Source organism: Burkholderia sp. Bp8991 (assembly GCF_003853795.1).
GTDB lineage: Bacteria > Pseudomonadota > Gammaproteobacteria > Burkholderiales > Burkholderiaceae > Burkholderia.
Genome location: NZ_QTQJ01000006.1, coordinates 182,328 through 207,634, shown reverse-complemented (window position 1 = coordinate 207,634; position 25,307 = coordinate 182,328). Strand labels below are relative to the sequence as shown.

The window sequence follows — 25,307 nt, the reverse complement described above, 5'->3', positions numbered from 1 at the left end:
GCATGTTCGGAAAACTGACTCTTTCGGCGATTCCGTTCGATCAGCCCATCATCATGGGGGCGAGCGCCTTCATGGGGCTCGTCGTGCTGGGCATCGTCGCCGCGCTGACGGTCGCGGGCCGGTGGAAATGGCTGTGGAGCGAATGGCTGACGTCCGTCGATCACAAGAAGATCGGCGTGATGTACCTGGTCGTCGCGGTGCTGATGCTGCTGCGCGGCTTCGCGGACGCCGTGATGATGCGCCTGCAGCTCGCGCTCGCGTACAACGGCCCCGGCTACCTGCCGCCGCATCACTACGACCAGGTCTTCACCGCGCACGGCGTGATCATGATCTTCTTCATGGCGATGGCGCTGCTGGTCGCGTTCTTCAACCTGATCGTGCCGCTGCAGATCGGCGCGCGCGACGTCGCGTTCCCGTTCCTGAACTCGCTCTCCTTCTGGATGACGGCGGTCGCCGCGATCCTGATGAACGTTTCGCTCGTGATCGGCGAATTCGCGCAGACGGGCTGGCTCGCGTATCCGCCGCTGTCGGAGCTGCAGTTCAGCCCGGGCGTCGGGGTCGACTACTACCTGTGGGCGCTGCAGATCTCGGGCGTCGGGACGCTGATCACGTCGATCAACTTCTTCGTGACGATCATCAAGATGCGCGCGCCGGGCATGACGCTGATGAAGATGCCGGTGTTCACGTGGACCGCGCTCTGCTCGAACGTGCTGATCATGGCGACGTTCCCGATCCTGACCGTCGCGCTCGCGCTGCTCGGCCTCGATCGCTACCTCGACATGCATTTCTTCACCAACGAAGCCGGCGGCAACGCGATGCTGTACCTGAACCTGATCTGGGCGTGGGGGCATCCGGAGGTGTACATCCTCGTGCTGCCCGCGTTCGGCATCTATTCGGAAGTCATCGCGACGTTCGCGAAGAAGCCGCTGTTCGGCTACCGGACGATGGTCTATGCATCGTGCGTGATCATGGTGCTCGCGTTCCTCGTGTGGCTGCATCACTTCTTCACGATGGGCTCGGGGGCCGACGTCAACGCATTTTTCGGGATCATGACGATGGTCATCGCGATCCCGACCGGCGTGAAGATCTTCAACTGGCTGTTCACGATGTATCGCGGCCGCATCGAATTCACGGCGCCGGTGCTGTGGACGATCGGTTTCATGGTCACGTTCACGCTCGGCGGGATGACCGGCGTGATGATGGCGATTCCGGGCGCGGATTTCGTGCTGCACAACAGCCTGTTCCTGATCGCGCACTTCCACAACGCGATCATCGGCGGCGTCGTGTTCGGCTACTTCGCGGGCGTTCACTACTGGTTCCCGAAGGTGTTCGGCTTCCGGCTCGACGAGAAGTTCGGCAAGCGCGCGTTCTGGTGCTGGTTCCTCGGCTTCTACGCGTCGTTCGTGCCGCTGTACGTGCTCGGCTTCATGGGCATGACGCGCCGCCTGAACCACTACGACAACCCGGCATGGCATCCGTGGCTGGTCGCCGCCGCGTTCGGCGTCGCGCTGATCGCGATCGGCGTACTGTGCCAGGTCGCATCGGTGTGGGTCGGCTGGCGCAATCGCAACCAGCCGCAGTATCGCGACGCGACGGGCGACCCGTGGAACGGCCGCACGCTCGAATGGGCGACGTCGTCGCCGCCTGCCGTCTACAACTTCGCGGTGCTCCCGAACGTGCACGAACTCGACGAACTCGCGTATCGCAAGGCGAAGGGCCTCGGGCTCGGCCTCGGCAAGAACGTCAGGTACGAAGACATCCACATGCCGTCGAACACGAGCGCGGGCTTCTTCGTCGGCATCTTCAGCCTGCTGCTCGGCTTCGCGCTCGTCTGGCACATCTGGTGGCTCGCGATCGCCGCGCTCGTCGGCATCGTCGCGACGGTGGTGCTGTACAGCGCACAGGACAACGACGGCTATTACATTCCGGCGGATACCGTCCGCAAGATCGAGGAACAACGCGCGGGTGTGCGGATCGGCACGCCGGCGCCGGAAGTCGAACTGGAGACGAACTGATGTCGTATCAATCTCTCGCGGGCGCCGCCCGTCATCCGGCCGCGCACCACCATCCGCCGTCGCATTCGGTGTTCGGCTTCTGGCTGTACCTGATGACCGACTGCGTGATCTTCGCGTCGCTGTTCGCGACGTTCGCGGTGCTCGGCAACCAGTTCGCCGGCGGTCCGACCGCGAAGGACCTGTTCGACATTCCGGGCGTCGCGCTCGAGACGGCGGCGCTGCTGCTGTCGAGCATCACGTACGGGTTCGCGATGCTCGGCGCACAGCGGCGCCGGCGCGGCGCGGTGTTCGTGTGGCTCGCGGTGACGTTCGTGCTGGGCGCCGCGTTCCTCTCGATGGAACTGCGCGAGTTCTCGCACCTGATCGCCCAGGGTGCGGGCCCGCAGCGCAGCGCATTCCTGTCGGCGTTCTTCGCGCTCGTCGGCACGCACGGGCTGCACGTGGCGGTCGGTCTGTTGTGGATGGTCGTGCTCGTCGTGCAGATCGCCCGCGGCCCCGGCATGACGGAGCGCGACTTCCGGCGCCTCACCTGCCTGAGCCTCTTCTGGCACTTCCTCGACATCGTCTGGATCTGCGTGTTTTCCTTCGTCTATCTCGCGAGCGTGCTCTAAATGGCCCATTCGGAACTCATCCACCACGATGACGCGCACGGCACGGCCGGCGGCTACCTCGTCGGTTTCGTGCTGTCGGTGCTGCTGACGGCCGCGTCGTTCGGCCTCGTGATGGGCGGCATGCTGGCGCCGAAGGCGGCGATCATCGCGCTCGCGGGGCTCGCATTCGTGCAGATCGTCGTGCATCTCGTCTGCTTCCTGCACATGAACGCGTCGTCCAGCCAGCGCTGGAACGTGATGGCGTTCAGCTATACGGTGCTGACCGCGCTGATCCTGATCGTCGGGACGCTGTGGGTGATGCACAACGTCAGCATGAACATGATGTCGCGATAACCGGCCCGGGGCGCGGTTCGTCCCGTCCCGCTGCGCCGTGCGTGCCGCACGGCTCCTTTTCTTTCGGGCGTGCGAATCGCATGCCTTTCTGCATCATGGTCAACAACGATTCCCAGACACCGGTTCGCGCCGACGAGCCGATCCCGCACCGCAAGGTCATCCGCGCATGGCTCGTGCCGTTCGCCACGCGCGAGATCGTGCGCCCGATCCTGCTGCTCGTGCTCGACTACCTGTTGCTGTTCGCGGCGTTCGCCGGCGCGCTGCTGATCCCGTCGACGGTCGGCAAGATCGCCTGCGGGATGGCCGCCGGGTTCATCACCGGGCGACTGTTCATCATCGGGCACGATGCGTGCCATCAGAGCCTGACGCCCGACCGCCGGCTGAACCGCTGGCTCGGCCGCATCGCCTTCCTGCCGTCGCTGACGCCTTACAGCCTGTGGGAAGTCGGGCACAACGTCGTGCATCACGGCTATACGAACCTGAAGGGCTTCGATTTCGTGTGGGCGCCGCATACGCCGGCGGAATTCGCCGCGCTGTCGCCGGCGCGGCGGTGGCTGGATCGCATCTACCGGAGCGGATGGGCACCGGGCCTCTACTATCTCGTCGAGATCTGGTGGCTGCGGATGTATTTCCCGACCCGGGGCTATATCGGTGCGTCGCGGCCGGTATTCCGGCGCGACTGCCTGCTGGTGACGGGCTTCGCGGCCGTGTGGATCTCCGCCGTCGTCGGGGTGGCGATCGAGACGCAGCAATCCGTCGCGCTGCTGCTCGCGACCGGCGTGCTCGTGCCGTTCCTGTTCTGGTGCTCGATGATCGGCTTCGTCGTGTATGTCCACCATACCGACCCGCGCATCGCATGGCACGCGAACCGCGCCGAATGGTCGAATGCCGCACCGTTCGTGTCGACCACGCTGCACCTGACGTTTCCGTTCGGTATCGGCGGCCTGCTGCACCACATCATGGAGCACACGGCGCATCACGTCGACATGAGCGTGCCGCTGTACCGGCTCAAGCCGGCGCAGGCGAAGCTCGAGGACATGCTGCCCGGGCGGATCGTCGTGCAGCGCTTCGGCTGGCGCTGGTACTTCGACACGGCCCGCCGCTGCAAGCTCTATGACACCGACCGCAAGCTCTGGACCGACTATCGCGGAAACGTGACGAGCGAGGCGGCGCCCGAGCTGCGCGCGCCGGCCGCGGCGGGCGCGCGGCAGGGGGCGGTTCCCGAAGCCGCGGGCAACGCGCCCGCTGCGACCGCTCAGGCGGTGCCGTAATCGACGTGGCCGGTTTCGCGGCAGAAGCTGACGAGCCGCAGGCCGGCCGCCTTCGCGATCTCGATCGCGAGCGACGACGGCGCGGAGATCGTCGCGACCATCGGAATGCCGACCCGCGCCGACTTGCGCACGAGCTCGTAGCTCGCGCGGCTCGACAGGAACACGAAACCGTCGGTCGCGTCGGCGCGCGCCAGCACGAGCGCGCCGATCAGCTTGTCGAGCGCGTTGTGGCGGCCGACGTCCTCGAACGCCATCCGGATCGCGCCTGTTGCGTCGCACCACGCGGCCGCGTGCAGGCCGCCGGTGAGCTGCGTGAGCGCCTGGTGCGCCGGCAGCCCGTGGGCCGCGCGCGCGAGCGCGTCGGGCGCGAGGCGCGTGAGAAAACCGGTGTCGGGTACGCGTTCGGGCGCGAGGTCGAGCAGGTCGATGCTTTCGATGCCGCACACGCCGCAGCCGGTACGCCCCGCGAGCGCGCGGCGCCGGTCCTTCAGCGCGGCGAACGCCTGCTGGACGACTTCCAGATGCACCTCCGCGTGCGGCAGCGGCGCGTCGGCGTGCAGGATCACGTCGATGTCCTTGATGTCGCTGCCGCGCTCGACGATCCCTTCCGAGATCGCGAAGCCGACCGCGAACGCCTCGAGGTCGCGCGGCGTGCACATCATCACCGCGTGCGAGATGCCGTTGAAGACCAGCGCGACCGGCCATTCCTGGCCGACGTAGTCGTGCGCGGTTTCGACGGCGCCGCCGCGCGTGCGGCGCACGGACAGCTCGATCGCGCCGCGCGGCTCTTCTGTTTCGGTCGGATTCACGAGCACTCCCGTTGATTCGAGGCAGGGGCGGCGGCGATCGGGTCCGCCGCTCGCGCGCAGAGGTTCTAAAATACCTCAGGCAGGCCGGCCGCGCCGGCATCCGCCACTCAGGTAACGACCATGGGACTCAGCGACGCTCCGCTGCTATTCAATTTCGAACACGATTCGTCGGAAAACCTCACGTACATCCCGATGATCGTGCGTTTCAATCTCGACCGTTTCGGTCTGCGGATTTCGCTGGAGCAGTGGCAACTGCTGCCGCTCGAGGACCGCAAGCTGCTCGCGCGCTTTCCGGCCGACGACGACACCGCGATCGAGCCCAATTTCGATCACGCGCTGTTCGAAATGCTGCGCACGCATGCCGACCTCGAACCGTCGTGGTTTCAGCCGGACGAGCAGCCGAGCTGGCGCGCGACCGACTCGGTGCCGGACGCGCTCGTGCAGCAGAGCGCGCTGGCCGGGCTGCCGGCGCCCGCGCTCGCGCAGTGGCAGCGGCTCGCGCCGTTCCAGCGCTACGTGCTGGTGAAGCTGTCGCGCAAGCCGAAGCTCAATCACGACTTCGTGCCCGCGATGCGGGAGTTCGGGCTGACGGCCACGCACTGACGGGCCGGATGCGGCGCCGCCGCGCGGCGCGCATGCGTCGTTACAGCGGCGGCAGCTGACGCGGCTTGCGGTCGGGGCCGGTCGCGACGTAGGTGAGAGTCGCTTCGGTGACCTTCACGATTTCGCCCATCAGGCGCATGCGCTGCGCGTACACCTCGACGTCGACCGTGATCGACGTGTTGCCGGTGCGCATGATGGTCGCGTAGAAGCTCAGCAGGTCGCCGACGAACACCGGCTGCTTGAATACGAACGAATTGACCGCGACCGTCGCGACGCGGCCGTTCGCGCGCTGGCTCGCGGGGATCGAGCCGGCGATGTCGACCTGCGACATGATCCAGCCGCCGAACACGTCGCCGTGGACGTTCGCGTCGTGCGGTTGCGGGACGACGCGCAGCGCGGGCTGCTTTTGCGGGAGTTCGAGGGTCGAATCGGTCATGGCGGAGGCTTTCATCCTGTAATAAATGCGCCGCCGCGCGCAGGCCGGCCGGCGAGGGCGCCGGCAGCGGCGCGTAGCGGCTTCTGCGACAATACAACGTTCGCAAATTGTACGAGAAAGCGGGCGAGTCGGCCGCCGCGGCACGCGTGCGGCACCGCCGCCGATCCTGATCCCCATGCGCCGATATTCCGCTTCCGGCGAGCCCGCGCCGGCTCCGACCGGGCCCCGCAACGACTGGCAGACCATCCGGTCGCTGCTGCCGTACCTCGCTACCTACAAATGGCGCGTCGCGCTCGCGCTCGGCTGCCTGATCGGCGCGAAGGTCGCGAACCTCGGCGTGCCGGTCGTGATGAAGCGCATCGTCGATCACCTGTCCGCCGTGCAGCAGCTCACCGCGCTCGGCCGCGCGGAGCAGTCGGCCGGCATCGTGCTCGCGGGCGGCGTCGGTTTGCTGGTCATCGCCTATGCGCTCGTGCGGCTGTCGACGTCGCTGTTCACCGAGCTGCGCGAGATCCTGTTCTCGAAGGTCACCGAGAGCGCGGTGCGCCAGCTCGCGCTGCAGGTGTTCCGGCATCTGCACGGGCTGTCGCTGCGCTTCCATCTCGAACGCCAGACGGGCGGCATGTCGCGCGACATCGAGCGCGGCACGCGCGGCATCCAGCAACTGATTTCCTATTCGCTGTACAGCATCCTGCCGACGCTCGTCGAGGTCGGGCTCGTGCTCGGCTTCTTCGTGGTCAAGTACGAGGCGTATTACGCGTACGTGACGTTCGCGGCGCTGGTCACGTACATCGTGTTCACCGTGAAGGTCACCAACTGGCGCACGCACTTTCGCCGCACGATGAACGAGCTCGATTCGCGCGCGAACTCGCGGGCGATCGATTCGCTGATCAACTACGAGACGGTGAAGTACTTCGGCAACGAGGAGTGGGAGGCGCAGCGCTACGACGAGAACCTGAAGCGTTACCGCAAGGCCGCGATCCGTTCGCAGAACTCGTTGTCGGTGCTGAACTTCGGCCAGCAGGCGATCATCGGCACCGGGCTCGTGTTCATCCTGTGGCGCGCGACGCAGGGCGTGCTGGCCGGCAAGCTGACGCTCGGCGATCTCGTGCTGATCAACACGTTCATGCTGCAGCTCTACATTCCGCTGAATTTTCTCGGCGTCGTGTATCGCGAGCTGAAGCAGAGCCTCACCGACATGGACCGGATGTTCGGGTTGCTGTCGGCCGCGAAGGAAGTCGCGGATGCGCCCGACGCGAGGCCGCTTGCGGTGGCCGGCGCGCAGGTGCGCTTCGAGCACGTGAACTTCTCGTACGAAGCGTCGCGGCAGATCCTGCACGACGTGACGTTTACGATCGACGCGGGCACGACGACCGCGGTGGTCGGCCACAGCGGGTCCGGCAAGTCGACGCTGTCGCGGCTGCTGTTCCGCTTCTACGATCTCGACCGGCAGGCGGGCGGCGCGATCCGGATCGACGGCCAGGACATTCGCGACGTCACGCAGGACTCGCTGCGCGCGTCGATCGGGATCGTGCCGCAGGACACCGTGCTGTTCAACGACTCGATCTACTACAACATCGCGTACGGCCGGCCGACCGCGAGCCGCGACGAAGTGATCGCGGCCGCGCGCGCCGCGCACATCCACGACTTCATCGAGACCTTGCCGAAGGGCTATGACACGCCGGTCGGCGAGCGCGGGCTGAAACTGTCGGGCGGCGAGAAGCAGCGCGTCGCGATCGCGCGCACGCTGCTGAAGGATCCGCCGGTGCTGCTGTTCGACGAGGCGACGTCGGCGCTCGATTCGCGCTCGGAGCGCGCGATCCAGCACGAGCTCGACCAGATCGCGCGGCATCGCACGACGCTCGTGATCGCGCACCGGCTGTCGACGGTCGTGCACGCGCAGCAGATTCTCGTGATGGACCACGGGCGGATCGTCGAGCGCGGCACGCACGACGAACTCGTGCGCGCGGACGGGCTGTATGCGCAGATGTGGGCGCTGCAGCAGCAGCGCGCGGCGGCGGGCGGGGAAGCGGCCGAGGCCGCGTGAGCGTGGCTGCCGCGCCGGGTGGCCCGGGCGCGGTCAGCCGCGAAACGATCAGCCCGCGGCGGCGCGCAGCCGCGCGTCGAGTTCGCCGAGCTGGGCGGGCGTGCCGACGTTCTCCCAGATTCCTTCATACAATTCGCCGCTCGCGCGGCCGGCCTCGATGGTCGCCTTGAAGTAGGGCGTGAGCGGCCGGTGCGTGCCGGGCACGATGTCGCGGAACATCCGCGTGTCGTACACGCCGATGCTGCCGAACGTGACGCGCGGCGCGCCGGCGAGCGCCAGCCGGCCGTCGTCGCGGAGCACGAAATCGCCGTCCGGATGGAACGGCGGGTTCGGCACCATCACGAGATGCATCGCGGGCGCATCGAGCGCGGCCATCTGCGCGGCGCGCGGCGCGAGCGTCCGGTAGTCGAACGCGCAGTACACGTCGCCCGCGACCGCCGCGAACACCGTCGGCCGGCCATCGCGCTCGATGAGCGGCAGCGCCTGCGCGATCCCGCCGGCGGTTTCCAGCGCGTCGCCTTCGGCCGAGTACGCGAGCCGCACGCCCCAGCGCGAACCGTCGCCGAGCGTTGCCTCGAGCTGTTCGCCGAGCCACGCGTGGTTGATCACGATCGTCTCGATGCCCGCACGCGCGAGCGCCTCGATCTGCCAGACGATCAGCGGCTTGCCGCCGGCTTCGAGCAGCGGTTTCGGGCGGGTATCGGTCAGCGGGCGCATCCGGTCGCCGCGGCCGGCGGCGAAGATCATCGCCGTGGTCAGGGTAGTGCTCATGTTCGGCTGAGGGGAAGGACGGTGAGGGCGGTCAGAACGTATAGCCGACGTCGGCCGCGCCCTTGCCCTCGAGTTCGTCGAGCAGCTTCGCGAACGGCACGAGCGGGCGGTAGCGCAGCGCGACCTTGCGCGCGTAATTCAGGAAGCGCGGCAGGTCGTTCAGGTAGTGCGGCTTGCCGTCGCGGTAGTTGATGCGCGCGAACAGCCCCAGGATCTTGATGTGGCGCTGCAGCCCCATCCATTCGAGCTGGCGGTAGAACTCGCCGAAGTCCGGATCGACCGGCAGGCCGGCCTTCTTCGCCTTTTCCCAGTAGTACGCGAAGCAGTCGAGCTCGAACTCCTCGTCCCAGCTGATGAACGCGTCGCGCAACAGCGACACGACGTCGTACGTCAGCGGCCCGTACACGGCGTCCTGGAAGTCGAGCACGCCCGGGTTCGGCGCGCACACCATCAGGTTGCGCGGCATGAAATCGCGCAGCATGAAGCCCTGCGGCTGCGCATGGGCGCTCGCGACCAGCAGCGCGAAGGTACGGTCGAGCGTGCCGCGCATCGCATCGGTGACCGGCTTGCCGAGATGGCGGCCGACGAACCACTCGGGCAGCAGCTCCATCTCGCGGCGCAGGAACGCCTCGTCGAACGGCGGCAGCACGTCCGGCTTCGAGCTGAGCTGGAAGCGGATCAGCGCGTCGAGCGCATCGCGCATCAGCGGCCGCGCGGCGACCGGGTCGGCCGGATCGAGCACCGAGATGTACGACGTGCGGCCGAGGTCGGACACGAGCATGAAGCCGGCGTCGAAATCGTGGGCCAGCACGTCCGGCACGTGGTCGCCGGCCGCGGCGAGCAGCTGCGCGACCTGGACGAATTCACGGCACTTCTCGGGCGGCGGCGCGTCGACCGCGACCAGCGAGCCGCCGGGGCTCGTGGCCGACGCGACACGGAAATAGCGGCGGAAACTGGCGTCCGACGACGCGGGCGCGAGGGTCGTCAGGTCGAGGGCGAAGCGCTCGGCGAGCGGTAGCAGCCACGCGGTCAGGGCTTCGAGGCGGGCGTCGGGCTGGGATGCGGCGGATGGGGGCGTCATGAAACTCGGCGGAGGGGGGAACGTCTTGCCATATAATACCCCACGACTTTTTTGACGCGCCCCGCGTCAGCTTCCGCCGTGCAGGCCCGCCGCCTGTCGCGCCGTCCGCCCGATCGTCTCCCCGGTTTGCGCTCAGCCGCAGTCGCGGTGCGACGGTGCGGCCCGCCGCGCGCGAATGTGCCGTGCAGCTGCGGTTGACAAGGGGCGATTCGCCAAACGATAGATGCCGCCCAAACCGCTATTCCCGAATGTCTTCCCCGGTGACGGGGCGCCGCGCAAACGGCGGCTCGCGCTCGCGCTCCTGGCCGTGCCCGGCCTCGTGCCGGCCGTGTCGCACGCGCAGCTGTCGGGCGCGGCCGCGCAGCCGCAGCCGCTCGACTCGCCGTGGGACCTGCGTCTCGCCCCGCAGCTCGAGGATCATCCGCTGAAGGACGGCGCGAAGCCGGCCACCTTCGTGATTGCCGACCATACGAGCGGCACGGCCGATCAGGACCTCGCCGCGAAGGGCTCGGCCGAGCTGCGCCGCGGCGACGCGGTCGTGAAGGCCGACGCGCTCCACTACGATCAGGATACCGACATGGCCGACGCGTACGGCCAGGTCAGGGTGGTCAACGGCGGCACGTCGTTCGCGGGCCCCGAGGCGCATCTGAAGGTCGAGGCGAACCAGGGCTTCATGACGGCGCCGAAGTACCACTTCAACGTGACGGGCGGCTCCGGCAGCGCGGAGCGCGTCGACCTGCTCGACAGCGAGCGCTCGGTGTTCGTCAACGGCACCTACACCGCGTGCCAGTGCTCGACGAACCCCGCGTGGTACATCAAGGGCAGTCGCTTCGACTTCGATACCGGCGCCGACGAAGGCACCGCGCGCAACGGCGTGCTGTTCTTCCAGGGCGTGCCGATCTTCGCGAGCCCGTGGATGACGTTCCCGCTGTCGGGCGAGCGGCGCAGCGGCCTCTTGCCGCCGACGTTCTCGATGAACTCGAACAACGGGTTCGAGCTGTCGCTGCCGTACTACTTCAACATCGCGCCGAACCGCGACCTGACGATCACGCCGCGCATCATCTCGCGGCGCGGCGTGCAGACCGAAGCGACGTTCCGCTACCTGTCGCCGTCGTATTCGGGCACGTTTACGGCCAATTACCTGCCGGACGACCGGCTCGCGCACCGCAACCGCTACGCGATCTACTGGCAGCACCAGCAGAACTTCGGCGGCGGTTTCGGCGGCTACGTCTACTACAACAAGGTCTCGGACAACACGTATCCCGAAGACCTTGGGTCGATGAACCAGTTCATCAACGGGACGCAGACGCTGTACCAGCAGGAAGCCGGCCTCACGTACAACAACGGCCCGTGGTCGGTGCTCGCGCGCTACCAGCACTGGCAGACGCTGCCGCCGTCGATCGCGCCGTACAGCCGCGAGCCGCAGTTGAACGTGAAGTACACGAAGTACAACGTCGGCGGCTTCGACTTCGGCGCGGAAGCCGATTATTCGCGGTTCCGCATCACGACCGCCGACATGACCGAAGGCGACCGGATCGTCTTCAACCCGTATATCGCGTACGGTGTGTACGGCCCCGGCTACTTCGCCGTGCCGAAGGTCCAGTACCACTTCGCGTCGTACGACCTGAACCACCTGTCGTCGAGCACGCCGAACAGCCCGAAGCACTTCACCGAGTCGATCCCGACCGTGAGCTTCGACTCGGGCCTGATCTTCGACCGCTCGGTGCGCCTGTTCGGCCAGGACTTCATCCAGACCCTCGAGCCGCGCCTGTACTACGTGTACACGCCGTATCGCGACCAGTCGAACGCGCCGCTGTTCGACACCGCGGAATCGGACTTCGGCCTCGCGGAGATCTACCAGCCGAACACGTTCGTCGGCAACGACCGGATCGCCGATGCGAACCGGATCACGGCCGGCCTGACGTCGCGCTTCATCGATCCGCGCACCGGCGACGAGCGCGCGCGCTTCGTGGTCGCGCAGCAGTACTATTTCGCCGACCAGCGCGTGACGCTGAACTCCGGCCAGAGCGCCGTGCTGGCGCGCCACTCCGACCTGATCGTCGGCGCCGCGCTGAAACTCGGCTCAGGCTTCATGTCGGAGACGGCGTTCCAGTACAACCAGAACAACAACCAGCTCGTGAAGTCGAGCATCGGTTTCGGTTTCAGCCCGGGCGAGCGCCGCGTGATCAACGTCGGCTACCGCTACACGCGTGCGAACACGACGCTCGACAACCAACCGATCAACCAGTTCCTGGTGTCCGCGCAGTGGCCGCTCACGCGCCGCCTGTATGCGATCGGCCGCTTCAACTACGACCTGGCCGCCGACCGGGTCGTCGACGGTCTGCTCGGCTTACAATACGACGCGGATTGCTGGGCGCTCGGAGTCGGGGTCCAGCGGTACGCGAACGGCGTGAACACGTCGGGGCAGCAGAATTCGTCGACGCGCTTCATGATGCAGCTGACGTTGAAGGGGCTGTCGAGCGTCGACAACGGTCTCGTGGCCGCATTCCGCGCCGGGGTGCCGGGCTATACGCCGCTGCCGTCCGCGCCGCCGCCGATGTCCCGCTTCAGCAACTACGAGTAACGCCGGCTTGTCTGCACCGGTCAGCACGATTTCAATGGAGTATCAGTGGCAATGAAGAAAACCCTTCGTTTCGCGGCAGTCGTGTCCAGCCTCGCCGCCGCCGCCGCGCTGCTCGCCGCTGCGCCGGCCGCGGCGCAGGCGCTTGGTTCGCATGGCGCGCAGCTTGCCGACGAAGTCGTCGCGGTCGTCAACAACGACGTGATCACGGGTCGCGAACTCGACCAGCGCGTCGGCCTGATCTCGCGCCGGCTGCAGCAGCAGAACGCGCCCGTCCCGCCGGCCGACCAGCTGCGCGCGCAGGTGCTGAACCAGATGGTGCTCGAACGCATCCAGGTGCAGAAGGCCAAGGACGACGGGATCCGCATCGACGATGCCACCGTGCAGTCCACGCTGCAGCGCCTCGCGCAGGCGAACGGGATGACGCTCGAGCAGTACCGCGCGCGCATCGTCGCGCAAGGCGTGCCCTGGAGCGTGTTCACGAGCGACGCCCGCACCGAGCTGATGCTGTCGAAGCTGCGCGAGCGCGAGGTCGACGGCAAGATCACCGTGTCGGATGCCGAGGTCGCGAACTACATCGCGAGCCAGCGCGGGCCGAGCGCATCGCAGCAGCAGGACCTGCGCTTCCAGCACATCTTCATCAAGGCGCCGACCAACGCGCCGCAAGCCGACATCGAAGCCGCGCAGAAGAAGGCCGACGCGCTGCTGCAGCAGGCCACGTCGGGCGCCGATTTCGAGAAGCTCGCGAAGAACAACTCGGAAGCGAACGACGCGAAGAAGGGCGGCGACCTCGGCTTCAAGGCGCCGTCCGCGCTGCCGGCCGACGTCGTCGAAGCCGCGTCGAAGCTCCGCCCCGGCCAGGTCAATCCGACGCTGATCCGCGTGCCGGACGGCTTCGAGATCGTGCGTCTCGTCGACCGCCGCCAGAGCCAGGGCGCGACCGCCGCGGCACCGAAGATCGTCCAGACGCACGTGCGCCACATCCTGTTGCGCGTCGGCGAAGGCAAGTCGGAAGGCCAGGCACGCCAGCAACTGCAGGACATCCGCAAGCAGGTCGAGGCCGGCGGCGATTTCGAGAAGTTCGCGCGCACCTACTCGCAGGACGGTTCGGCGTCGCAGGGCGGCGATCTCGGCTGGATCAGCCCGGGCGAGACCGTGCCGGAATTCGAGCGCGCGATGAACAACCTGCAGGCCGGCCAGATCAGCCAGCCGATTCGCACCGAGTACGGCTACCACCTGATCCAGGTGGTCGAGCGCCGCGAGGCGGAAGGCTCGGTGCAGCAGCAGATGGATATCGCGCGCCAGGCGATCGGCCAGCGCAAGGCCGAGCAGGCGTACGCCGACTGGCTGCGTGAACTGCGCGATTCGTCGTACGTGCAGTACAAGATCGGCGGCGTCGGCCCGGCGAACTGAGCGAGCTTCGCATGACGGCATCCGCGCTGCAGATCGCGATCACGACCGGCGAACCCGCGGGTGTCGGCCCGGAGCTGACCGTGCAGGCGTTGCAGGATGCCGCGCGGCGCTGGCCCGGTGCGCATTTCACCGTGCTCGGCGATGCCGCGCTGCTCGACGCACGCGCGGCGGCCGTCGGTGCCGACCGGGCGGTGCTCGCCGGCGGCGAGCCGGTGTCGGTCGAGCATCATCCGCTCGCCGTGCCCGCGCAGGCGGGCAAGCTCGACCCGGCCAACGGCCGCTACGTGCTCGGGCTGCTCGATGCCGCGATCGACGGCGCGGTGGCGGGCCGGTTCGACGCGATCGTCACCGCACCGCTGCAGAAGAGCACGATCAACGATGCCGGCGTGCCGTTTACCGGCCATACCGAATACCTTGCGGAACGCACGCACACGCCGCGCGTCGTGATGATGCTGGCAGGCACGGGCGAGCGGCCGCTGCGCGTCGCGCTCGCGACCACGCACCTGCCGCTGAAGGACGTGTCGGCCGCGCTGACGATCGACGGGCTCGTCGAGACGCTGGCGATCGTCGATCGCGACCTGCGGCGCGACTTCGGTCTTGCGGCGCCGCGCATCCTCGTGACGGGGCTGAACCCGCACGCGGGCGAGAACGGCTATCTCGGGCGCGAGGAGATCGACGTGATCTCGCCGGCGCTCGCACGCGCGCAAGCGCAGGGCATCGACGCGCGCGGCCCGTATCCGGCCGACACGCTGTTCCAGCCGCGCCATCTCGAGGGCGCCGATTGCGTGCTCGCGATGTTCCACGATCAGGGCTTGCCCGTGCTGAAGTATGCGACCTTCGGCGAGGGCATCAACGTCACGCTCGGGCTGCCGATCATCCGCACGTCGGTCGATCACGGCACGGCGCTGGATCTGGCCGGCACGGGCCGCGCGGCTCCGGGCAGCATGGTCGCCGCGCTCGACACGGCCGTCACGATGGCGCGCCATCGCCGCGCGGCCTGACACGCACGAGCCTGACCTCATTCGTCGTATTTTTCGTTTTTCTCAGTCGATGTCGAACAGCAGACAGCACCAAGGCCACTTCGCGCGCAAGCGCTTCGGGCAGAACTTCCTCGTCGATCACGGCGTGATCGACTCGATCGTCGCGACGATCGGCCCCGCGCGCGGCCAGCGGATGGTCGAGATCGGCCCCGGCCTCGGCGCGCTGACCGAGCCGCTGATCGCGCGTCTCGCGACGCCCGAGTCGCCGCTGCATGCGGTCGAGCTCGACCGCGACCTGATCGGGCGCCTGCAGCAGCGCTTCGGCGCGCTGCTGGAGCTGCACGCGGGCGACGCGCTCGCGTTCGACTTCCGCTCGCTCGCGGCACCCGGCGACAAGCCGTCGCTGCGGATCGTCGGCAACCTGCCGTACAACATTTCCAGCCCGCTGCTGTTTCACCTGATGACGTTCGCCGACGCGGTCATCGACCAGCATTTCATGCTGCAGAACGAAGTCGTCGAACGGATGGTCGCGGAGCCGGGCACGAAGGCGTTCTCGCGACTGTCGGTGATGCTACAGTACCGCTATGTGATGGAGAAGATGCTCGACGTGCCGCCGGAATCGTTCCAGCCGCCGCCGAAGGTCGATTCGGCGATCGTCCGGATGATTCCGTATGAGCCGCACGAACTGCCGGACGTCGATCCCGTGCTGCTCGGCGAAGTCGTCACCGCCGCGTTCTCGCAGCGCCGCAAGATGCTGCGCAATACGCTCGGCGACTACCGCGAGACGATCGATTTCGACGCGCTCGGCTTCGATCTCGCGCGACGCGCGGAGGATGTCAGCGTGGCCGAATATGTCGGCGTCGCGCAGGCGCTTGCAGCGGCGCGCAAGGCCGCGGAGTAGCGGCATGCGGGCGTCGCACCTGGCGCCTGCCCCGAGCGCGATCGACGAGGCTGCCCTGAGCGGGCAGCTTTTTTTTCGCACGGCTTTCGTCGCTGCCGGACCGCGTCCGCATCGCGCTACGCGCGCCGGCGCGGCGGCGCGTTGACGAGCGCGATCCCGGTCAGCACCAGCGCGGCCGCCGACATGAAGCGCCAGCCGACCGATTCGCCTAGCAGCAGCACGCCGAACGCGACGCCGAACAGCGGCGACAGGAACGTGAACACCGACAGCCGCGACGCGCTGTAGCGCGTCAGCAGCCAGAACCACGACAGGTAGCTGACGAACGCGACGATCACCGACTGGTACGCGAGGCTCGCGAGCGCGATCGGCGTGACGTGCGCGAACGACGTCTGGCCGAGCAGCGCGGCGAGCGCGATCAGCACGACGGCCGACACCGCGAGCTGGTAGAACAGCGTCTTGCTCGCGCTGGCGCGCGCGAGCGACGTCGAGCGCACGACGACCGTCGTCGCGGCCCACATCGCGCCGCCGAGGATCCCGAGCGCGTCGCCGGCGAGCCCGGCCAGCACCGATGCGCCGGGCGCGCGCGGCGTCAGGAAGCCGTCCGCGAACGCGAGCGCGATGCCGGCGAACGCGAGGCCGACGCCGGCCCACTGGACGCGCTGCAGCCGTTCGCCCGGCGCGAACAGGTGCAGGCCGAGCGCCGTGAAGCACGGTGCCGTGTACAGGAAGATCGCCATGTGCGACGCGCTCGTCAGCGTGAGCCCGAAGAACACGCAGATGAACTCGCCGGCGAACAGCGCACCGGCCGCGATGCCCGCGCCGAGCGTGCCGTCCGCGCGGAACAGCGGCGTGCCGCGCGAGCGTGCCCAGCCCCACAGCAGGAGCGCGGCGATCACCGAGCGCAGCCCGGCCTGGAACATCGGCGGGATCGCCGCGTTGGTGCTCTTGATCGCGACCTGCTGCAAGCCCCAGATCGCGCACAGCAGCAGCATCACGCCGACCGCGCGCATGTCGAGCGCGCGTCGCACGGGCGTGCCGGCGAGCGCGGTCATCGGCGGACCTCGCCGATGCGGCGGGAAGCGGGCTGGGGCATGAGCAGAGACTTGGGCAAGGACATGGTCAGCGGCGGACGGACGGCGCGTCCGGCGCGCGCGAATCGGCGATTTCTCACGGCAGGCGGTGTGGCTGGAATGAGGCGGTGGTCGCGTTCTGGCTGCGGGCGGCATGCCCGTTTTTGGTGCGAAGTGGAAGGATGTTACCCGATCGATGGACTTGCCGGGGCCGTCGGGCGCGGTGATCTCCACCGCCGCACGGGCTTCGCGCTCGCCGTGCGGATGCTTGGGTATCGGCCGGTGGCGCACGGGGCGCCGGCGGCGGGATTGACCCGACTCCGGTAGAATTTCCGCTTCTGGAAAGTCCCCACAGGAGTACAACACATGCGTTTGCTGCATACGATGCTGCGAGTCGGCGATCTCGACCGCTCGATCAAGTTCTACACCGAATTGCTCGGCATGAAGCTGCTGCGTCGCGAGGATTATCCGGAAGGCAAGTTCACGCTCGCGTTCGTCGGCTACGAAGCGGAAAGCGCGGGCACCGTGCTCGAGCTGACCCACAACTGGGATACGCCCTCCTACGATCTCGGCAACGGCTTCGGCCATCTGGCGGTGGAAGTCGACGATGCCTACGCGGCCTGCGACAAGATCAAGGCGCAAGGCGGCAAGGTGACCCGCGAAGCCGGCCCGATGAAGCACGGCACGACCGTGATCGCGTTCGTCGAGGATCCGGACGGCTACAAGATCGAGTTCATTCAGAAGAAGGCGCACTGAGCGCCGGGCGCGCAGCGCACGATGTGCGTCGCGGGCAGGAAAAACGGGCGATGTGGAGGAATCCGCATCGCCCGTTTGTATTTTGGTGCGGCCGATCGCGTCAAAGCGCCGGCAGCAGTTCGGGCGGGTGATGCTTGAGCGTGTGCCGCGCTTCGCGGAATTCCGGGAAGATCGATTCGACGGTCTGCCAGAAGGCCGGACTGTGGTTCATCTCGCGCAGGTGCGACAGCTCGTGCGCGACGACGTAGTCGACGATCGACATCGGGAAGTGGATCAGCCGCCAGTTCAGCCGGATCTTGCCGTCGCTCGAGCAGCTGCCCCAGCGCGTCGCCGCCGACGACAGCGCATACATCGAATACGTGACGCCGAGCCGTTCCGCGTAGACCGCCAGGCGTTCGCCGAAGATCCGCTTCGCTTCGCCCTGCAGCCAGCCCTGCACGCGATCCTTGATCTGCTGCATGTCGGCTTGCACGGGCAGCGGCAGCGACAGCCGTTGCGCATCGGCGTCGAATGCGACGGCGCCCGCGCCGAGCGCGATCGTGATCGTCTTGCCGAGATAAGGGAGTTGCGCGCCGTCGCGCCAGTCGATCTGCGGCAGCGCGCGCTGCTCGGTGCGGGTTTTCCACTCCGCGAGCTTCGCGAAGATCCAGCGCTGCTTCTCGGCGATCGCCGCTTCGATGTCGGCGAGCGTGACCCAGCGCGGCGCAGTGATCGACAGCCCGCTGCCGTCGATCGTGAAGCCGATCGTGCGGCGCGCGGAGCGCTTCAACCGATATTCGAGCACGCGGCTGTCGAGTGCGAACGTGCGGACGCGGGAGCGATCGGGTGCGGGACCCGGATCGAGCGGCGCCGCGGGGACTGCGGGCGCTGCAGCCGCTTCAGGCGGCGACGGCAGCGCGGCGGGCGCCGACGGTGGCGGCGATGCTGCCGGCCCGTCGAAGAGCGGCAGGTCCATCTGGCGATGATCGAGTGCCACGATGGCAGGCCGTGGCCGCGGACGCTTTTTCATCAGTTCGCTTCGTTTCGTCGTACGCAACGGCTGCAATCCGGGTGATTCAGACGCGTGCGGCATCGCGCGTGCCGGCATTGCCCGGCTGGCGATACGCATCGGGATCGATGCGGCGCATTTCCGCTTCGATCCATGCTTCGACCTGCGAGTTCAATACGTCAGGCGTCTTGCCTTCGACCGGAATCGGCTTGCCGATCGACACGGTGACGACGCCCGGGAACTTCGTGAACGAATTGCGCGGCCACACCCGACCTGCATTGTGCGCGATCGGCACGACCGGCGCGCCGGTTTCGATCGCGAAGCGCGCGCCGCCCGTCTTGTACTTGCCCTGCTTGCCGACCGGCGTGCGCGTGCCTTCCGGGAACATGATCATCCACGCGCCTTCCGACAGGCGCTTCTTGCCCTGGCGGATCACCGACACGAAGGCATTCTTGCCTTCCTTGCGGTTGATGTTGACCATGTGCAGCAGCCCGAGCGCCCAGCCGAAGAACGGCACGTACAGCAGCTCGCGCTTGAACACGTAGCAGAGCGGCTTCGGCATCAGCGCCGGAAACGCGAGCGTCTCCCACGCGGACTGGTGCTTCGACAGCAGCACGGCCGGGCCGTCGGGCAGGTTCTCGTAGCCTTCGATCCGGTAGCGGATGCCGTTCAGCCAGCGCACGACCCACAGCGTCGACTTGCACCAGCCGGCCGCCATCCAGTAGCGCGCGTCGGGGCGCATGAACGGAAAGGCGATGAAGCACGCGGTGGCGTACGGCACCGTGTACAGGATGAAATAGATCAGCAGCAGCAGGGAGCGGACGAAGCGCATCGGCGTGGGTCTGACAGTAGGGAGGATGCGCGCGGCGGCCGCATCACTCGTGTTCGTGTGAAAGGAAGTCGAGTGCGAACGCGCGCAGGTCGTCATGGACCTGCGTGCCGTCCGGCAGGTTGCCCGCGGCGAGCGTCTTCTTGCCCTTGCCGGTCAGCACGAGGTGCGGCCGGAAGCCGACCGCGACGCCGGCCTGCAGGTCGCGCAGCGAATCGCCGACGGCCGGCGTGTGACCGGGATCGATCTCGAAGCGCTCGGCGATCATCTGCATCATGCCGGGTTTCGGCTTGCGGCAGTCGCAGTGGTCTTCCGACGTATGCGGGCAGAAGAACACCGCGTCGATGCGCGCGCCGACCGCGGCCGCCGCGCGATGCATCTTCAGATGCATCGCGTTGAGCGTGGCCATGTCGAACAGCCCGCGACCGATGCCGGACTGGTTGGTCGCGACGACCACGCGATAGCCGGCGTGGTTGAGTCGTGCGATCGCCTCGAGGCTGCCGGGCAGCGCGATCCACTCGTCGGGCGTCTTGATGAACGCGTCCGAATCGACGTTGATCACGCCGTCCCGATCGAGGACGACGAGCTTGCGGTTGGGGCTGGTCGGCATCGTTCGGCCTTTACGCGGCGAGCTTCGAGATGTCGGCGACGCAGTTCATCTGCTGATGCAGCGCCGACAGCAGCGCGAGACGGTTCGCGCGCAGCGCGGGATCCTCGGCGTTGACCATCACGTCGTTGAAGAACGTGTCGACCGGCGCGCGCAGCGCGGCGAGCGCCGACAGCGCGCCCGTGTACGCACGCGCCTCGAGCTGCGACTGCACGTGCGGCGTCACGGCTGCGAGCTGCTCGTGCAGCGCCTTCTCGGCGGCCTCGACGAGCAGCGTCGGCTGCACCGTGCCGTTCGCGCCGCCTTCCGACTTCTTCAGGATGTTCGAGATCCGCTTGTTCGCGGCCGCGAGCGCTTCGGCTTCCGCGAGGCGCGTGAATTCGCGCACCGCGTCGAGGCGCGCGACGAGATCGTCGACACGCGTCGGGTTCAGGCTCAGCACCGCGTCGACTTCGCCGGCCGAGTAGCCGCGCTCGCGCAATAGGCCGCGCAGGCGGTCGATGAAGAACGCGAAGATCGCGTCGGTCGATTCGGCGACGCCCGGCACGCCTTCGAAGCGCGCATGGGCCGTGCGCAGCAGCGACACGAGATCGAGCGGCAGCTGTTTCTCGAGCAGCAGGCGCAGCACGCCGAGCGCGTGACGGCGCAGCGCGAACGGATCCTTCTCGCCGGTCGGCGCGAGGCCGATGCCCCAGATGCCGACGATCGTCTCGAGCTTGTCGGCCAGCGCGACGGCGGTGGACACCGGCGTGGTCGGCAGCGCGTCGCCGGAGAAGCGCGGCTGGTAATGCTCGGCGCAGGCGAGCGCGACGTCGTCGGGCTCACCGTCGTGGCGCGCGTAGTACGTGCCCATCGTGCCCTGCAGTTCCGGGAACTCGCCGACCATGTCGGTCAGCAGGTCGGCCTTCGCGAGGCGCGCGGCGCGCTTCGCGTGCGCGGCGTCGGCACCGATCGCGGGCGCGATCTCGCCGGCGAGCGCCTCGAGGCGCTCGACGCGTGCGAGCGCCGAGCCGAGCTTGTTGTGATAGACGACGTTCGCGAGCAGCGGCACGCGGTCCGCGAGCGGCTTCTTCTTGTCCTGCTCGAAGAAGAACTTCGCGTCGGCGAGGCGCGGGCGCACGACGCGCTCGTTGCCTTCGATGATCTCGCCCGGCGTCTTCGTCTCGATGTTCGACACGATCAGGAAGCGCGAGCGCAGCTTGCCGGCGACGTCGGTGAGCGCGAAGTACTTCTGGTTCGTCTGCATCGTGAGGATCAGGCATTCCTGCGGAACCTGCAGGAATTCGTCCTCGAAGCGGCACGGATAGACGACCGGCCATTCGACCAGCGACGTCACTTCGTCGAGCAGCGACTCGGGCATCACGACCGTGTCGCCGTTCGCGTGCTCGTTCAACTGCGTGCGGATCGTTTCGCGGCGATCGGCGAAGTGCGCGATCACGCGGCCCTTGTCGCGCAGCATGTCGGAATACGCGCGCGCATGCTGGATCGCGACGAGGCCGTCGGACAGGAAGCGGTGGCCGAGCGTGGTGTCGCCGGCATCGACGCCGAACGCGGTGACGGGCACGATGCGGTCGTCGTGCAGCACGGTCAGGCGGTGCACCGGACGCACGAACTTCACGTCGGAGCCGTCCGGACGCTGGTAGGTCATCACCTTCGGGATCGGCAGCTTCTCGAGCGTTTCGTCGAGCGCGGCCTGCAGCCCGTCGGCGAGCGTCGCGCCGGCCGCCGAGTAGTTGACGAAGAACGCTTCGGCCTTGCCGTCCTGCGCGCGCTCGAGATCGGCGATCGACAGGTTCGGATGGCCGAGCGCCGCGAGCTTCTTCGCGAGCGGGGCGGTCGGCCGGCCCTCCGCGTCGAGCGCGACGGACACCGGCAGGACCTTTTCGCGGACCTGCTTTTCAGGCGCGACGGCGCGCACGTTCTGCACGACGACCGCGAGGCGGCGCGGCGTGGCGTAGCGTTCGAATACGAGTTCGCCTTCGATGAGGTCGCGCGCCGCGAGGCGTTGCGCGAGGCCTTCGGCGAATGCGTCGCCGAGGCGTGCGAGGGCCTTCGGCGGCAGCTCTTCGGTCAGCAGTTCGACGAGCAGGGGGGCGGGATGATTGTGCGTCATGTGTGGATTGAATCTCGTCTCGTCAGTCCTGATCGATCTTGCGTTCGACCTTGAGCGGCGGCGCCCATGCCGGCTGGGCGGCGTCCTGGGCGTCGGTGGTGAGGCCCGGCACGCCCGGCGGGTTGCCGAGCATCGGGAAGCCGAGCTTCTCGCGCGAGTCGTAGTAAGCCTGCGCGACGAGACGCGACAGCGCGCGGATGCGGCCGATGTACGCCGCGCGTTCCGTGACCGAGATCGCGCCGCGCGCGTCGAGCAGGTTGAACGTGTGGCCGGCCTTCAGCACGAGCTCGTACGCGGGCAGCGCGAGCTGCGCGTCGATCATCTTCTTCGCTTCCGCTTCGTAGCTGTTGAAGAACGTGAACAGCAGGTCGACGTTCGCGTGCTCGAAGTTGTAGGTCGACTGCTCGACCTCGTTCTGGTGGTAGACGTCGCCGTACGACAGGCGGCGCAGCTCGGGGCCGTTCGGGCCTTGCTCTTCCCATTCGGTCCACACGAGGTCGTACACGTTCTCGACCTTCTGCAGGTACATGGCGAGGCGCTCGAGGCCGTACGTGATTTCGCCGAGCACCGGCTTGCAGTCGAGGCCGCCGACCTGCTGGAAATACGTGAACTGCGTGACTTCCATGCCGTTCAGCCACACTTCCCAGCCGAGGCCCCACGCGCCGAGCGTCGGGTTCTCCCAGTCGTCTTCCACGAAGCGCACGTCGTTCTGCTTCAGGTCGAAGCCGAGCGCTTCCAGCGAGCCGAGGTAGAGATCGAGGATGTTTTCCGGCGCCGGCTTGAGCACGACCTGGTACTGGTAGTAATGCTGCAGGCGGTTCGGGTTCTCGCCGTAGCGGCCGTCCTTCGGGCGGCGCGACGGCTGCACGTAGGCGGCGCGCCATGGCTCCGGGCCGACCGCGCGCAGGAACGTGTGGACGTGCGACGTGCCCGCGCCGACTTCCATGTCGATGGGCTGGAGCAGGGCGCAACCCTGCTTGTCCCAGTAGGACTGCAGCGTCAGGATGATTTGCTGAAACGTAAGCATGAAGAGCCTTCGTGGCGCTGGCGCTCCGTTGCGGGCGGCGCTCCGGGCGGGGCCCGGAGGGTCGGCTCGCGCGGCGGCGCGGCTTGTTAGTGTGCTGAAACGTGCAATTTTACCGGATCGGCGGCCGGATGCGGCCGGAACGCGGACGAAGGGGGCGTCGGCGGTGTTTCGGGCGAGCCGTGCGCGGCCTGTGCGTGGGTCGTAGATGCGCGCGGTGCGCTCGCGCGCGGTGTCGCGATGCGCTGCTCGCTCCGCCTGCCGCGCCGCTTTGCGCGGGCGTTAAGATGCGCGTATTGCGGCGCGCGCGACGCCTGCCGCGCGACCGATTGCCCACTCCGGACCGCATGGACGATTCGAACGACCTCCTCATTCCGCTGATGCCGCCGCTGCTTGCGCTGCTCGGGCAGGCCGCCGACGCGCACGCGCGCGGCGAGCGCGACTCGCATGCGCTCTGGCTCGCCGCCGCCGGCCATCTGCACGCCGTCGACATGGCCGCGCTCGCGCAGCTTACCGCGGCGCTCGTCGCACGGCAGCGTGGCGCCGACGCGCTCGCGCTGGCCGAATGCGCGCTGCGCGTGCATCCGGGCGCCGGCGCGAGTTTCAATCATGGCTATGCGCTGCAGATGCTCGGCCGTCACGCCGACGCCGTCGCGTCGTACCGCGCCGCCTATGCGCTCGATCCGGGCTGGCCGTCGCTGCGCAACAACCTGGCGATCGCGCTGCGGCTGTCGGGCGGCGACCGCAACGAAGAAATCGCGCTGCTCGACGCGGCCGTGGCGGCCGACCCGCACGACGTGCAGGTGTGGACCAACCTGGTCGTCGCGCGGCTGGCGACGCAGGACCTCGACGGCGCGCTCGCGTGCGCGGCGCGGCTCGCGGAGATCGCGCCCGACAATGCGCTCGCGCAGAACAACATCGCGATGGCGATGAAGGAGGCGCAACGCTGGGACGACGCCGAGCGCCATGCGGCGCGCGCGTGCGAGCTGGCGCCCGATGACGCGTCGTTCCGTTTCAACCTCGCGATCATCCAGCTCGTGCGCGGCAACTACGCGGCCGGCTGGCGCGGCCACGAGGCGCGCTGGGACGGCGCCGGCGAGCTGCGCGGCCGCCGGCCGGTGCTGCCCGGCCCGCGCTGGCACGGCGAGCCGCTCGCGGGCAAGACGCTGCTCGTCTGGGGCGAGCAGGGGCTCGGCGACGTGCTGCAGTTCGCGCGCTTCGTCGCGCCGCTCGCCGAGCGCGTGCACCGCGAGGGCGGCCGGCTCGCGTGGAACACGTTTCCGCAGGTGGGCACGCTGATGCGGCGCAGCCTCGGCGCGCACGCGGATGCGTTCAGCGCGGGCGGCGGCGTCGACGCGCTGCCGGCGTTCGACTACGAAGTGCCGCTGATCGGCCTGCCGTTGATGCTCGGGATGGAGACGTCGACGCTCGGCGCGGCGGTGCCGTACCTGCATGCCGATCCGCGCGCGCGCGACGCATGGCGAGCGCGGCTCGCGGGCGACGGCCGGCTGAAGGTCGGGCTCGTATGGACGGGCAGCGCGGGGCACCAGCGCAATCCGTTGCGGCGCGTCGGGCTCGAGCGCTATGCCGATGCGTTGCGCGGTGTCGACGGCGTCGCGTTTTACTCGCTGCAGCCAGGCGCGGACGCGGATGTCGTCGCGGCGCGCGCGGCCGGTTTCGCGATCGAGGACTTCACCGGCGAACTCGAGAGTTTCGACGATACGGCCGCGTTCATCGGCGCGCTGGATTTGGTGATCACGGTGTGCACGTCGGTCGCGCACCTGTCGGGCGCGCTCGGCGCACGCACCTGGGTGCTGCTCGACGTGAATCCGCACTGGCCCTGGCTGCTCGAACGCACCGACAGCCCGTGGTATCCGACCGCGACGCTGTACCGGCAGCCGACGTTCGGCGCATGGGCGCCGGTGCTGGAAGCGCTCGGGCGGGATCTGCGCGGCCTGGCCGCGGCCGCGCAGCGGCCGGCCTGAACGGCTGGCCGGCGCGCCGTCGCGCGTCGTTGCTTCCTGCATGCGGCTTGCCGGGGTGTCGTGCGGACTCGGCCTCGTGCGCC

At 68.2% G+C, this 25,307-nt stretch carries 22 protein-coding genes; 12 read left to right on the top strand and 10 right to left on the bottom strand.

Annotation, left to right across the window (positions count from 1 at the left end):
• The first annotated feature begins 2 nt into the window (after positions 1–2).
• From cyoB to DIE02_RS09470, 4 genes are all read left to right on the top strand, one after another.
• Entirely contained in the window at positions 3–2,015 is a 2,013-nt protein-coding gene (gene cyoB, locus DIE02_RS09485) for a cytochrome o ubiquinol oxidase subunit I (RefSeq protein ID WP_124488610.1), read from the top strand.
• Positions 2,015–2,626 carry a cytochrome o ubiquinol oxidase subunit III gene (gene cyoC, locus DIE02_RS09480; protein ID WP_124488611.1) on the top strand — a complete coding sequence of 204 codons (612 nt, stop codon included), beginning with the start codon at positions 2,015–2,017 and terminating at the stop codon, positions 2,624–2,626. The genes cyoB and cyoC overlap by 1 nt, the downstream gene beginning before the upstream one ends.
• Positions 2,627–2,959, top strand: coding sequence for a cytochrome o ubiquinol oxidase subunit IV (gene cyoD, locus DIE02_RS09475; protein ID WP_124488612.1), 333 nt, complete (start codon positions 2,627–2,629; stop codon positions 2,957–2,959).
• 95 nt (positions 2,960–3,054) lie between these two features.
• Entirely contained in the window at positions 3,055–4,230 is a 1,176-nt protein-coding gene (locus tag DIE02_RS09470; protein ID WP_124488635.1) for a fatty acid desaturase, read from the top strand.
• Here the strand turns inward: DIE02_RS09470 and fdhD are convergent.
• Positions 4,215–5,045, bottom strand: coding sequence for a formate dehydrogenase accessory sulfurtransferase FdhD (gene fdhD / locus DIE02_RS09465; RefSeq protein WP_124488613.1), 831 nt, complete (start codon positions 5,043–5,045; stop codon positions 4,215–4,217). The genes DIE02_RS09470 and fdhD overlap by 16 nt on opposite strands.
• Before the next feature lie 114 nt (positions 5,046–5,159).
• On the opposite strand from fdhD, the gene DIE02_RS09460 reads away from it, so the two are divergent.
• The gene (locus DIE02_RS09460) at positions 5,160–5,642 is read left to right on the top strand and encodes a nitrate reductase associated protein (RefSeq protein WP_044846821.1); all 483 of its coding nucleotides are present in this window, start codon (positions 5,160–5,162) and stop codon (positions 5,640–5,642) included.
• Positions 5,643–5,682: 40 nt separating this feature from the next.
• On the opposite strand, the gene DIE02_RS09455 is transcribed toward DIE02_RS09460, so the two are convergent.
• Entirely contained in the window at positions 5,683–6,078 is a 396-nt protein-coding gene (locus DIE02_RS09455; protein WP_027789162.1) for an acyl-CoA thioesterase, read from the bottom strand.
• A 175-nt stretch (positions 6,079–6,253) separates the two neighbouring features.
• On the opposite strand from DIE02_RS09455, the gene DIE02_RS09445 reads away from it, so the two are divergent.
• Complete coding sequence (locus DIE02_RS09445) at positions 6,254–8,125, top strand: ABC transporter ATP-binding protein/permease (protein ID WP_044846820.1); 1,872 nt, start codon at positions 6,254–6,256, stop codon at positions 8,123–8,125.
• 48 nt (positions 8,126–8,173) lie between these two features.
• Here the strand turns inward: DIE02_RS09445 and murU are convergent, their stop codons facing one another.
• Together murU and DIE02_RS09435 are read right to left on the bottom strand one after the other, a co-directional pair.
• Complete coding sequence (murU, locus tag DIE02_RS09440; RefSeq protein ID WP_124488615.1) at positions 8,174–8,896, bottom strand: N-acetylmuramate alpha-1-phosphate uridylyltransferase MurU; 723 nt, start codon at positions 8,894–8,896, stop codon at positions 8,174–8,176.
• A 31-nt stretch (positions 8,897–8,927) separates the two neighbouring features.
• Positions 8,928–9,977: an aminoglycoside phosphotransferase family protein gene (locus DIE02_RS09435; RefSeq protein ID WP_124488616.1), complete on the bottom strand. Its 1,050-nt coding sequence runs from the start codon at positions 9,975–9,977 to the stop codon at positions 8,928–8,930.
• Positions 9,978–10,200: 223 nt separating this feature from the next.
• Between DIE02_RS09435 and DIE02_RS09430 the strand changes: the two genes are divergently transcribed.
• The 4 genes from DIE02_RS09430 to rsmA are packed head-to-tail and all read left to right on the top strand — an operon-like array spanning position 10,201 to position 15,852.
• The gene (locus DIE02_RS09430) at positions 10,201–12,561 is read left to right on the top strand and encodes an LPS-assembly protein LptD (RefSeq protein WP_124488617.1); all 2,361 of its coding nucleotides are present in this window, start codon (positions 10,201–10,203) and stop codon (positions 12,559–12,561) included.
• A gap of 51 nt (positions 12,562–12,612) precedes the next feature.
• Positions 12,613–13,971, top strand: coding sequence for a peptidylprolyl isomerase (locus DIE02_RS09425; protein WP_124488618.1), 1,359 nt, complete (start codon positions 12,613–12,615; stop codon positions 13,969–13,971).
• Between the two features lie 11 nt (positions 13,972–13,982).
• Complete coding sequence (pdxA, locus tag DIE02_RS09420) at positions 13,983–14,972, top strand: 4-hydroxythreonine-4-phosphate dehydrogenase PdxA (RefSeq protein WP_124488619.1); 990 nt, start codon at positions 13,983–13,985, stop codon at positions 14,970–14,972.
• 49 nt (positions 14,973–15,021) lie between these two features.
• Positions 15,022–15,852: a 16S rRNA (adenine(1518)-N(6)/adenine(1519)-N(6))-dimethyltransferase RsmA gene (rsmA, locus tag DIE02_RS09415; protein WP_124488620.1), complete on the top strand. Its 831-nt coding sequence runs from the start codon at positions 15,022–15,024 to the stop codon at positions 15,850–15,852.
• Positions 15,853–15,968: 116 nt separating this feature from the next.
• On the opposite strand, the gene DIE02_RS09410 is transcribed toward rsmA, so the two are convergent.
• The gene (locus DIE02_RS09410) at positions 15,969–16,904 is read right to left on the bottom strand and encodes a DMT family transporter (RefSeq protein ID WP_124488621.1); all 936 of its coding nucleotides are present in this window, start codon (positions 16,902–16,904) and stop codon (positions 15,969–15,971) included.
• A gap of 384 nt (positions 16,905–17,288) precedes the next feature.
• On the opposite strand from DIE02_RS09410, the gene gloA reads away from it, so the two are divergent.
• Positions 17,289–17,678, top strand: coding sequence for a lactoylglutathione lyase (gloA, locus tag DIE02_RS09405; RefSeq protein WP_044846812.1), 390 nt, complete (start codon positions 17,289–17,291; stop codon positions 17,676–17,678).
• Between the two features lie 100 nt (positions 17,679–17,778).
• Here gloA and DIE02_RS09400 read toward each other — a convergent pair whose 3' ends face one another.
• From DIE02_RS09400 to glyQ, 5 genes are read right to left on the bottom strand one after another with little or no spacing between them, the layout of a single operon-like run.
• A complete protein-coding gene (locus DIE02_RS09400; protein WP_124488622.1) occupies positions 17,779–18,687 on the bottom strand; it encodes a M48 family metallopeptidase in 909 nt (302 codons plus the stop codon).
• 46 nt (positions 18,688–18,733) lie between these two features.
• Positions 18,734–19,498, bottom strand: a complete 765-nt coding sequence (locus DIE02_RS09395) for a 1-acyl-sn-glycerol-3-phosphate acyltransferase (RefSeq protein WP_044846811.1) — start codon at positions 19,496–19,498, stop codon at positions 18,734–18,736.
• Positions 19,499–19,541: 43 nt separating this feature from the next.
• Positions 19,542–20,105 carry a D-glycero-beta-D-manno-heptose 1,7-bisphosphate 7-phosphatase gene (gene gmhB / locus DIE02_RS09390; RefSeq protein ID WP_124488623.1) on the bottom strand — a complete coding sequence of 188 codons (564 nt, stop codon included), beginning with the start codon at positions 20,103–20,105 and terminating at the stop codon, positions 19,542–19,544.
• 10 nt (positions 20,106–20,115) lie between these two features.
• A complete protein-coding gene (glyS, locus tag DIE02_RS09385) occupies positions 20,116–22,215 on the bottom strand; it encodes a glycine--tRNA ligase subunit beta (RefSeq protein ID WP_124488624.1) in 2,100 nt (699 codons plus the stop codon).
• Positions 22,216–22,237: 22 nt separating this feature from the next.
• Complete coding sequence (glyQ, locus tag DIE02_RS09380; RefSeq protein ID WP_080294533.1) at positions 22,238–23,242, bottom strand: glycine--tRNA ligase subunit alpha; 1,005 nt, start codon at positions 23,240–23,242, stop codon at positions 22,238–22,240.
• A 344-nt stretch (positions 23,243–23,586) separates the two neighbouring features.
• On the opposite strand from glyQ, the gene DIE02_RS09375 reads away from it, so the two are divergent.
• Entirely contained in the window at positions 23,587–25,224 is a 1,638-nt protein-coding gene (locus tag DIE02_RS09375; RefSeq protein ID WP_124488625.1) for a tetratricopeptide repeat protein, read from the top strand.
• Positions 25,225–25,307: the final 83 nt, after the last annotated feature.